Genomic DNA, 9911 nt, shown 5'->3' with positions numbered 1-9911 from the left:
CCCGCGAAACTCAGCCATAATGCCATTATTCTAGATGACGCCTTCGTGCCAAGCCATTACCTCTGGGCAACTGCGACTTGACGAAGTGGGTTGTTACTTGAGTGTGTGACTGCTCGGCCAGTGTCTCAACTACGGCACTGCTGACAAGGTGGTTGTTCTGGGAGAAGTCTATAGTCATTGGTCTGTACGGTGCTCTGTTGCGGGTGGTTGCTCTGACGCGGATTTCGGAGTCTAACTCCGCATATTTCGTAAAGCTCATGGTGATCGAATGAGGCGGGAGACTTGGATTCAGTGTTTCCCAACACTCTAATGCTGCTCCAGCTAGCACCATTCCAGGTACGTGATCGGTGGGGTGATCAAAATAGAACGTGTTGAGGCAGTTCCATTCAAGATTTGCGGAAAGTACCCGTGTTGTCGATGCGGCGGAAGATAGGAACTGCGTTGATTGTTTTGAGTTGACGCTCGTATACGCCCAGTGTCGTCCACGAGACTTTTTGTACTCATGGGGAGTAGCTCGTAAGGCAGAGCATGAACCTCTGGCAACTTCTTTTCCGTAATACATTACTCGGATAGCAAAGGTCATGGCACTGGTGCCCATTGCGTCGCGTTCGAGGATTTCTGGGGTAACAATGGCAGATGCTCTATCAGAGTTGAGCGCCGCGACTGAGATAGGAACTGAATTCCACTCGAATTGGAGCTTGCGCGAAATGGCATGAAATAAAATTGAAACCCCACCGTAGATGTGTGATGTTGCGATACTTAGCTGGCGGATGAGTTCGAGCATCAGTATTAGAGGCGGAGACTCGGTCTCTCCTGTGAACAATTCGTGGTCTTCTGGGATTGAGAATCCGAAAACCAGATGATCATCGTCCGTAATAGGGTGCCGGAGGAACGCCTCCGATTCATGGAGTCGATGGACAAGATTCTTCGGAAGCTTGCCTCTCGGTGCGGTGGCGAATGCGCTGTTGACCATACTCTCACCTTCAAGCATCCGTGACGGCCTATCGATAGCTTAATTTTAGTCTCGCGGTCAGCTCCTACATTTATGTGCAACAGAGTGTTGCACAAAGACATTCTGGGCTTTACGATTAAGCCACACTCCTCAATGTGGAGGAGTAACCACCTAATGAGAGGTAATGTGAGATGAGTAAGAGAAAAAGATGGGCAGGAGGGGCGCTGGCAGCGCTGATGTTGGTAACCAGCGGGTTGCTTGCTACCTCGGTTCAAGCGGATGAAACTGACGACCTGTCCATCACCGATCAAACGGCTAACAGCATTGTGATGGAATCTGGTAGCGAGATTGTCCCTCTGGCATTTCCCGGTTGTCAGCTAGGCTGGGCCTGCGTATGGACTGGCAAAGACTATACCGGAGTTGCTGCGGCAGCCGCTCAGAACGGGGGCTACACTTGGGCGGAGAATCCGGGCGGCGCCTTGGCGTATTCGTTTCAAAACTCGGCGGCCGCAAATGGCAATTTATGCCACAAGACGCGATTCTTTAATTCTGGCAAGACTAGGCACTTTGTACTGAATAGCCAGACACGTTTGGGTGGGACCTCGCGGGATCCTAATCTTTCCAACGGTGCTGGTAATGCGGGATCGACGAATATCAGCTGGACAAACAAGATTCGGTCGTTTGAATTCTTCAGTGGTGCAAACTGTGTGTGAGCCGTGACAAAACCATCGGTGGTGTAGAAAGAGAACCCAATCGGGCTTTCTTTCTACACGCCAGAACGGAGTAAGCCCAATGGCTACAGATCGGCTCAGAGCTACCCTCCTAATCGTATGCGCAGGTGTGTTGTTCGTAGCGGGATGCAGCAGCAGTGAAGAGAGTTCGTCGCAGGATAGCCAGACAACCGATCCGGCATTGAGTAGCCTGAAACGCACGGCAGAGCTTGACCCGGAAACTGGGATTGTTCAGCTTCCCAGTGACAGCGTGGAGTTAGGCGAACAGGTGGACTCGTCAGTTCTAACGAGTGCCTATATGGCTTCTGTAGCGCAGTGTTCGCGGGACAATCTTGACATTCCGTGGGTGGCCGAGCGGCCGGATCCTTATATGCCAAGTGAGCACATGTGGAGCAGGTACGGGCCGTGGACGAAATCAATTGCGGAGAAATATGCTTTTGTTCGCCCGATGGGCGATGGGGCGCTGATCGTTAATGACATTGTTCCGGAGCCTGAGGACCATGAGTGGGTGCCTGATCCCAATGAGGGCCTGAGCATGGAAGAGCGCCAAGATGTATTCGATAACTGCGAAAACACTGCTGAAGTCCAAAAGTTCAATGAGGAGAACCTGTGGACTCCAAGTCCGGGCATGCAAGAGCTCAATGAAGAAGTCGAAGCCGTAGACCTAGATCCTCGTATGGTGGAACTATTTAGCGAGCTCGAGGAATGTTACGTCAGTAACGGGATGGAAATGCATCCTGAAGTCCCTTGGTATCCGGCAGGCGCCGATTTTGAGAACATCAACGAGGAACAGGTTGAGCTGGCGTTGAAAACTGTTGAGTGTAAGGATCAGATCGATTTCACTCAGCGTGCTGCGGATGTTACTGCTGAGCGTCAGGTACCGATTATCGAGGAATATGCTGAGGAGTTGTTTGCTGCTAAGGAGAAGTGGGACAACACGGTCGAGAAGGCCGAGGAGTACATCGCCGCACATCCGGAATTGTTTGAGGCGCCGTAGTGCGGCGTGCCGCCCTTTGGTCCAGTTGGGAACGAGTGGGCGGGTATATATTGAGAGCACTCATCGCTGAGTGGGCAGCAAAGGTGTGGCCACGGGTCACCTTAATGATCGGTTTGATTTGTGAAGCGTAGATTTTTGTGGATCGGGGTCACTGTGGTGACCTGCTTGGCGCTGGTTGCAGGCGCCTTTGCGGTGGGGCGTTTTGTTCGTTCTCCCAACGAGGAGGCGATAGAGAACTCTCAAGCGAAAGCCGTGATCACGGCACAGGTGGAAGATCGCACCCTGCCACCCGATGAGATCCAATCCAAGGGCGTGCTCACTCTGGGAAAATCGTGGGACGTGACCGTTGAGCCGTCCGATGGTTCCTTGCCGGTGGTGACGGCCAAGTACGCTTCGGCTGGCGACACGCTGCATTCCGGTGGTGTGCTTGCCGAGGTATCTGGCCGCCCTGTCATGGGGCTGGCCCTGCCATTTGATTTATACCGCGATATTTACGTAGGGGATTCCGGAAGCGACGTTCGTGAGATCCAGCGCGCGCTGCGCGATTTGGGATTGTATGGCGGAGGGATCGACGGCGAATACGGGCCAGCCACCGCAGCCGCAGTCAAGGCTCTGTACACCCGCGCTGGTGTTGCCGCACCTGCGCCGGTGGCGGAAGCCTCGGATGATGAAGGCGCGGGCGGCGAAGCCGGAGGTTCCGCAGATTCCGATAAGAAGGAATCAGAATCTGGAGCTGCTACCGGTGAAGGCGGTGCCGCCGGTGGCCCGGCGGGTGGCACGTCCGTTGTTCGAACAGAACCTGCCAAGAGCTACGTTCCCGTTATGCGCTCAGAATTTGTTACGCTCACCTCCGGCAGCGCCACCGTGGTGAAGGTGGCCGGCGTGAACACGCAGGTCAGTGCGGACACACCGCTCGCAAAGCTGCGAAGCGGCGGCGCCTCGGCAACCGTCCGCATCGGGGTGGGGGACAAGGATTCCTTCAAGACTGGCGCGGATGTGACCGTTCAGGCCGCCAGCGATAACCAGATGTCCACCACCGGCCGCGTGGCCAACGTGGGTGAGTTTGCTCAGGCCAAGCCGGATGAGGGTAAAGATATCCCGGGGTACGACGTCACGGTGGAGGTGGCTGATCCCAAGGAACTGACGGATGATCAAGAGATCGTTGTGGTGGTAGAAGGCGGCGATGCCGTGTCCGGCCCCGCGGTGCCTGTGACGGCCCTGCGCGAGGACGGGCCGGACATGTTCGTTGTTCTCTCCGGCTCCAACAAGCACGTTCCGGTGACCGTGACGCAGATCAGCGAGGGCTACGCCGTACTGAAAGATCCGGATCTGAGTGTTGGCGACGAGATCATAGTGTCTGACTGATGAGCGTTCTTGAACTGACAGACATCTGCAAAACCTATATGGTCAAGCCTCCCGTGGAGGTGCTCAAAGGCGTAAACCTGAACGCGGCAGAGGGCGAACGGGTGGCAATTGTTGGCCATTCTGGCGCGGGCAAATCTACGCTTCTCAACATTATCGGGTTATTAGATGTGCCATCATCCGGATCTCTCACGCTGGCGGGGGAGGCGATCGAAGGGTTGTCCGGCCGCGCTCGCGATAGGTTGAGAGCCAACATGCTGGGCTTCGTTTTTCAGGACTATCACGTGCTGGGCCACCGCACGGTGATCGAAAACCTCGAACTCAAGCTGGCCATCAACTCCATCCCGCTGAAGGAACGCAAGGACATGGTGGATCGCGTTTTGGGGCAGGTGGGGCTGGACCATCGCGGCGAATCACTCACACGCCTGCTTTCGGGCGGAGAAAAGCAACGCCTCGCGATTGGCCGCGCCATGCTCACCGATCCTCGCGTGCTCCTTGCGGACGAACCAACGGGCAACCTAGATGAGCAGAACGCCGGCACAGTCCTTAATCTGTTTGATGAGCAGGCGGCACGAGGGGTCGCCGTCGTCGTCATTACTCACGACGAACGGATCTCGAACTGGGCGGACCGCGTACTCCACCTTATCGACGGGAGGATCTCCCAATGAAACGCACAAAAGACAAAGTGCCCCGCGGAGCCTTCCTCTTGCGGATGCGCGATCTGATCCGGGACGTCTCCATCGAACTCTCCTCGCGGTTTTCGCGAACCGTGCTGATGGTGAGCGCGGTGGCGTTCAGCACCGGCGCACTGCTGGCATCCGTGGGGATTTCGCAGAACGCGGCTCACCAGATCGATGCGGATATCGCGGCATCGGCCACGCGGCAGGTGCTGGTGACCGCTCAGGGGAAATCTGACGAAGATGAGGGAGCATCCGAAACCGGCGAGGAGCTAGGCGAAGAGGATGTACGCACGATCTTCCCGGCTAATACGGTGGAGCGGCTCGGAGAAATCGCCACGGTGGAATCCTCCGGGTTCCGCTTGGATCTGGATCTGCTGGGCCTGTCCGAGGTGGATCGTCCGGCAATCGATGCCGCCATGGTGAACGTGGGCCTCAAGGGGGCTACGAGCGGATACCTTGACGCCGCGCAGATCCGCCACACCGGCGATATGCAGTGGATGCTAGACGGTGAGCAGAACGTGGCGTACCTTGGGGAGCTGGCCGCGGAGAAGCTGGGGATTCCGGTCACGGACGATACGCGGAACTTGTCCATCGTGGTGAACGGCGTTTCCTATTCGATTATTGGCTTCCTTCCCGGCGAGCATTCGTTCACGGATGCGGTGGTGATTCCCTATACGAACTCGGTGGCCATTGCCAACGGGGATAGCGAGAGTCAGGTGCTGATCCGGACCAAGCTGGGGGCAGGCAGCCAAGTTTCTGGCGTTGCGCGGCTGGCGATCCTTCCGTCCCAGCCCGAGAAGCTGGCTGTTTCGCAGGTGATCTCTCCCAATGCCATCCGTGAGAACGTGTCCGATCAGCTCACCACTCAGGCCACGTGGGTGGGTGCGTTCCTCATCGTGCTCACCGTTTTGCTTATCACCAATTCGATGATCGTGTCCGTGACGGCGCGGACCACGGAGATTGGGGTGCGCAGGGCGCTCGGTTCGTCGCGATCCTCCGTGGCCGGAGTGTTCCTGTTCGAAGGCGGGCTGATCGGGGCGCTTGGCGGGCTGGCCGGGGCCGCGCTGGCCTCCATCGTTATCACCGTTGTTGCCGCCATCAATTCGTGGAGCGCCTACCTGAACGTTGGGTGGATTGCGCTGGGGCCCGTGCTGGGGATGGTGGTGGGGCTTGCCGCGTCCGCCTATCCCGCCATGCGTGCGGCCACCATTCAGCCGGCCATTGCGGTGCGGTCGGATTAGGTGGGTTTGGAGTGACCATCGGCCTGACGCGATACGTACACGATTCGTAATTTACACATATTCAGGAGGACGTATGGCAAACGCCAGCATAGACCTTGACCTCCACTTGATTGAGCGGGCCAAGGAATTGACCGGTGAGAGTTCGAGCGAAGCTGTCGTGAAGCTCGCCCTGCGCCAACTCATCGCTTCACAACAAAAAGGAAAAATGGTCTCCGGTATCGCTGAACTTAGCGATCTCGAGGTGCAGCTGGGTTCGCTCGTTATTAAGCCGATTTCGCGCACGTTCGATTAGTTGGTTCCGTTCGTTGCGGGTTTTGCCGACGACGGCGGAGCCAACCTGACCGCCCTGCATTTCCGCCTCAACAAGGGGACTATTGGTACTGCAATGACGGTTTGTCGGACCGCAAATGGTAGCGTAGAACGGTCGCAAATGGTAGCGTAGCGGCACCGTGCTGCTGGACGAATGGCAGAATCTTCCACAAATTTGAGACGCTGCTCCCGGCAGGTTCCTATTAACGGGATCGGCTACGCCTGCTGGGCCGTCCGGTAACCATAGTGTCGCCGGAAGAATCCTTGCGCTTCGTATGCCGCGGCATCCTCAACAACAACTGCGTATTCAAAACTGCTTGATGCGGTGATTCCGTTAGCGTTATTGGGTTTGTGACAGCTGATCAGCTGCGGGCCAATGTGCCTTGGCCGCTAACCTACGCCGCGGTAGTCTTTTCACGTGAGCGAATTGATACGCAACAAAGCAGAATTGCAGGACGGGCTGGATAAGCTGTCCGGCCGGGTTGCCCTCGTGATGACGATGGGTGCCTTGCATGATGGGCACCTATCGCTGGTGCGTGCGGCGAAGAAGGTGGCGGATCATGTGGTGGTCTCCATCTTCGTTAACCCGTTGCAGTTCGGCCCGAATGAGGATTTTGACGCTTATCCACGGCAGTTGGACAAGGACATTGAACTTCTGGATACCGTGGGCGTGGACCTCGTGTTTGCGCCGGAAGAATCGGACATGTACCCGCGTGAGCCGCTGGTGCGCATTGATCCTGGTCCAATAGCTGCCGTGTATGAAGGGGCCACGCGGCCCACACACTTCGCAGGTGTGCTTCAAGTGGTCCACAAGGTGCTGAACCTAGTGCACCCTGACGTGGCGATCTTTGGGCAGAAGGATGCCCAGCAATTGGCGCTGATCCGTACGATGGTGGCGGATCTCAACATGCCTGTTGAGATTCAGTCCGTTCCGATCAAGCGCGAGGAGTCCGGATTGGCGCTCTCCTCCCGAAACGCTTACCTCAGCGAGGACGAATACATTGAGGCACTAGCCCTCAATCAGGCACTCGTGCTGGGCAAGGACGCTGCGCAACATGGCGCCGGTCCCGAACAGGTCCGGACCGTTGCTACGCGCTACCTCGATCAGGCGCCTGGGGTGAAGCTCGACTATCTGGCCGTTGTTGATCCCGAGACTTTTGAGGACCTAGTGGCTCAGGACGCGCCGCGCGGTGACCGTGGCCTCATCATTACGGCGGCGTGGGTTGGCCCCACGCGGCTCATCGACAATATGGAGGTGACCTTCCATGCCTAGAATGCGTTCCATGATGACGGGAAAGATCCATCGGATCACCGTTACAGGTGCCGATCTCAATTACGTTGGCTCGGTAACCATTGACTCAGATTTGCTGGATGAGGCGGATATCTTACCGGGGCAGCAGGTGGACGTCGTCGATATAACGAACGGAGCCCGCCTCACCACGTACGCGATTCCGGGCGAACCCGGATCAGGCGTTATGACGATCAACGGTGCGGCTGCGCATCTGGTGAACGAAGGCGATCTAGCGATCGTCATTTCGTACTCGATGCTCGAAGAAGACGAGTGCCGAACATACGAGCCTCACGTGGTATTCGTGGATGAGAATAATCGGCCAGTCTTGGTCTCCAGCGAGCCGGGACAGGTTCCCCACGAGGCAGATCTGGAATCTTCCGGAATTCGTTTCGAGGAGTACCGCGCTTAAAATCACCCTTCGTGGCTGTGCGGCGGCGCGTTTGTGCCGATAAGCTGTGATGCGTGAGTGAACAAACGAAGCCTGTGCAAGATGAAACGTCCGAGCAGATTCAGGTCCGGAAGGCCAAGCGGCAGGCCCTGATCGATCAGGGCATTTCTCCGTACCCTGTTGAGCTTCCCATCACCACAACCATTGCCGATATTCGTGCGAAGTACGAGGGCATTGAGGCCGGCGTTGAGCTGACCGATGATCGCGTGGGTGTTGCCGGGCGCGTCGTGCTCTCGCGAACGGGTGGAAAGATCTGCTTTGCCACGCTTCAGGACGGCGCTGGCACGCGCTTGCAGGTGATCACGTCGCTCAATAACGTGGGTGCCGATGCGCTCGCCTCGTATAAGCAGCTTGTTGATCTTGGCGATCACCTGTTTGTGGAAGGCTATGTGGGTGCTTCCAAGCGTGGCGAGCTCTCCGTGTTCGCCACCTCATGGCAGATTGCTTCCAAGGCGTTGCGCCCGCTCCCCAAGGTGTACACGAACGCAGAGGGCGAGGATGTGTCCCTCTCCGAGGAATCTCGGGTACGCCTGCGCCACCTCGACCTCATCATGCGGCCACAGGCCCGTGACATGGTGCGCTTGCGAGCGGGCGTTATGAAGTCCCTGCGCAGCACCTTCGACCAGCGCGAATATGTGGAGATCGAAACCCCGATGCTCCAGGTCCTGCATGGAGGAGCAGCCGCCCGTCCCTTCAAAACTCACATCAACGCGTACGATGAGGACCTCTACCTACGCATCGCCACCGAGCTGCACCTCAAGCGCGCCGTGGTGGGCGGGATTGATCACGTATTTGAGATCAACCGAAACTTCCGCAACGAGGGCGCCGATTCCACGCACTCCCCGGAATTTACGGCGCTCGAGGCCTACCAAGCATATGGCACCTATGACACGATGGCCGAGCTGACCAAATCCCTTATTCAGAATGCATGTATGGATACGTTGGGAACCACCACGGTGACGCTCGCAGACGGCACCGAATACGATTTTGGCGGCGAGTGGGCCAATATTGACCTGTACACAGCCATCTCTGAGGCAGTTGGCGAAGAAGTCACTGTGGAAACACCCAAGGAGCGGCTCGAAGAGTTGGCTGATGCCCACGGCATTTCCGTGGCACCTTACTGGGTGGCGGGAAAAATCGCCGAAGAGATCTTCGAAGAACTTGTCGGTTCCAAGCTATGGGCGCCTACCTTCGTGCGGGACTTCCCGGAGGACACTTCTCCACTCACGCGGCCTCACCGTAGCAAGCCGGGACTGACCGAAAAATGGGACCTGTACGTGCGCGGTATGGAACTGGGAACCGCCTATTCCGAGCTGGCCGATCCTGTGATTCAGCGTGAACGCTTCGTAGCCCAGTCACTTGAGGCTGCCAAGGGGGACCCGGAGGCCATGCAGTTGGACGAGGATTTCCTTGAAGCCATGGAGCAGGGATTCCCGCCAAGTGGTGGTATGGGTATGGGGATTGACCGCCTACTCACGGCCATGACCGGACTGGGGATTCGGGAAACGATAACCTTCCCATTCATTAAGCCGCAGGCTAGGTAGACGTTCCTTCCGCAAGTGATATAGCTCACTTTACGAAAAGAATGATTACTCTTCCTATTCCCTAGGGTTATATTGAATCTATCCAAGCAAGGACTCACTAGTTTGGATATATTGCTAGCAATGGATCGCTCATCCCTGTGATCCGGCAAATGTATGTACTTCAACGCTCTCGTGAGCATATATCTCCGCTCGATACCGGGCGGTCATTCCTATTCGATTTCTAGGTTTGTTGAGAAGGTGCATAGGAGCACCTTCTCCTGAATGATAAGGATCTATCATGAAATCCCTAAGAAAATTGGCGGCCCGTTACCTTGTTGACAGGTCCTTTTGACGGGTGTTGATTGGGCTTGTCGGTC

At 56.7% G+C, this 9911-nt stretch carries 10 protein-coding genes; 9 read left to right on the top strand and 1 reads right to left on the bottom strand.

Features of this window, described 5'->3' with window-relative positions; genetic code table 11:
• Positions 1 to 25 precede the first annotated feature (25 nt).
• The gene (locus ACTHV6_RS11305; protein WP_441387684.1) at positions 26 to 973 is read right to left on the bottom strand and encodes an AfsA-related hotdog domain-containing protein; all 948 of its coding nucleotides are present in this window, start codon (positions 971 to 973) and stop codon (positions 26 to 28) included.
• A 170-nt stretch (positions 974 to 1143) separates the two neighbouring features.
• On the opposite strand from ACTHV6_RS11305, the gene ACTHV6_RS11300 reads away from it, so the two are divergent.
• The 9 genes from ACTHV6_RS11300 (at position 1144) to lysS (ending at position 9555) form a co-directional block, all read left to right on the top strand.
• Positions 1144 to 1665 carry a hypothetical protein gene (locus ACTHV6_RS11300; RefSeq protein WP_441387682.1) on the top strand — a complete coding sequence of 174 codons (522 nt, stop codon included), beginning with the start codon at positions 1144 to 1146 and terminating at the stop codon, positions 1663 to 1665.
• 199 nt (positions 1666 to 1864) lie between these two features.
• Positions 1865 to 2680: a hypothetical protein gene (locus ACTHV6_RS11295; RefSeq protein ID WP_441387680.1), complete on the top strand. Its 816-nt coding sequence runs from the start codon at positions 1865 to 1867 to the stop codon at positions 2678 to 2680.
• A gap of 120 nt (positions 2681 to 2800) precedes the next feature.
• On the top strand, positions 2801 to 4045 hold the full coding sequence (locus tag ACTHV6_RS11290; protein ID WP_441387679.1) for a peptidoglycan-binding protein: 1245 nt from the start codon (positions 2801 to 2803) through the stop codon (positions 4043 to 4045).
• On the top strand, positions 4045 to 4710 hold the full coding sequence (locus ACTHV6_RS11285; protein WP_441387678.1) for an ABC transporter ATP-binding protein: 666 nt from the start codon (positions 4045 to 4047) through the stop codon (positions 4708 to 4710). The genes ACTHV6_RS11290 and ACTHV6_RS11285 overlap by 1 nt, the downstream gene beginning before the upstream one ends.
• Positions 4707 to 5963: an ABC transporter permease gene (locus ACTHV6_RS11280; protein ID WP_441387676.1), complete on the top strand. Its 1257-nt coding sequence runs from the start codon at positions 4707 to 4709 to the stop codon at positions 5961 to 5963. Before ACTHV6_RS11285 ends, ACTHV6_RS11280 begins: the two co-directional genes overlap by 4 nt.
• Before the next feature lie 73 nt (positions 5964 to 6036).
• Complete coding sequence (locus ACTHV6_RS11275) at positions 6037 to 6255, top strand: type II toxin-antitoxin system VapB family antitoxin (RefSeq protein WP_441387674.1); 219 nt, start codon at positions 6037 to 6039, stop codon at positions 6253 to 6255.
• 435 nt (positions 6256 to 6690) lie between these two features.
• Entirely contained in the window at positions 6691 to 7545 is an 855-nt protein-coding gene (gene panC, locus ACTHV6_RS11270) for a pantoate--beta-alanine ligase (protein ID WP_441387672.1), read from the top strand.
• Positions 7546 to 7555: 10 nt separating this feature from the next.
• A complete protein-coding gene (panD, locus tag ACTHV6_RS11265; RefSeq protein WP_441387671.1) occupies positions 7556 to 7972 on the top strand; it encodes an aspartate 1-decarboxylase in 417 nt (138 codons plus the stop codon).
• A 53-nt stretch (positions 7973 to 8025) separates the two neighbouring features.
• Entirely contained in the window at positions 8026 to 9555 is a 1530-nt protein-coding gene (lysS, locus tag ACTHV6_RS11260; RefSeq protein WP_441387670.1) for a lysine--tRNA ligase, read from the top strand.
• Positions 9556 to 9911 lie beyond the last annotated feature (356 nt).

Source organism: Ancrocorticia sp., assembly GCF_052089425.1.
Lineage (GTDB): Bacteria > Actinomycetota > Actinomycetes > Actinomycetales > Actinomycetaceae > Ancrocorticia.
The sequence above is the reverse complement of the archived record's forward strand: the minus strand, read 5'-3'. Positions and strand labels throughout refer to the sequence as shown.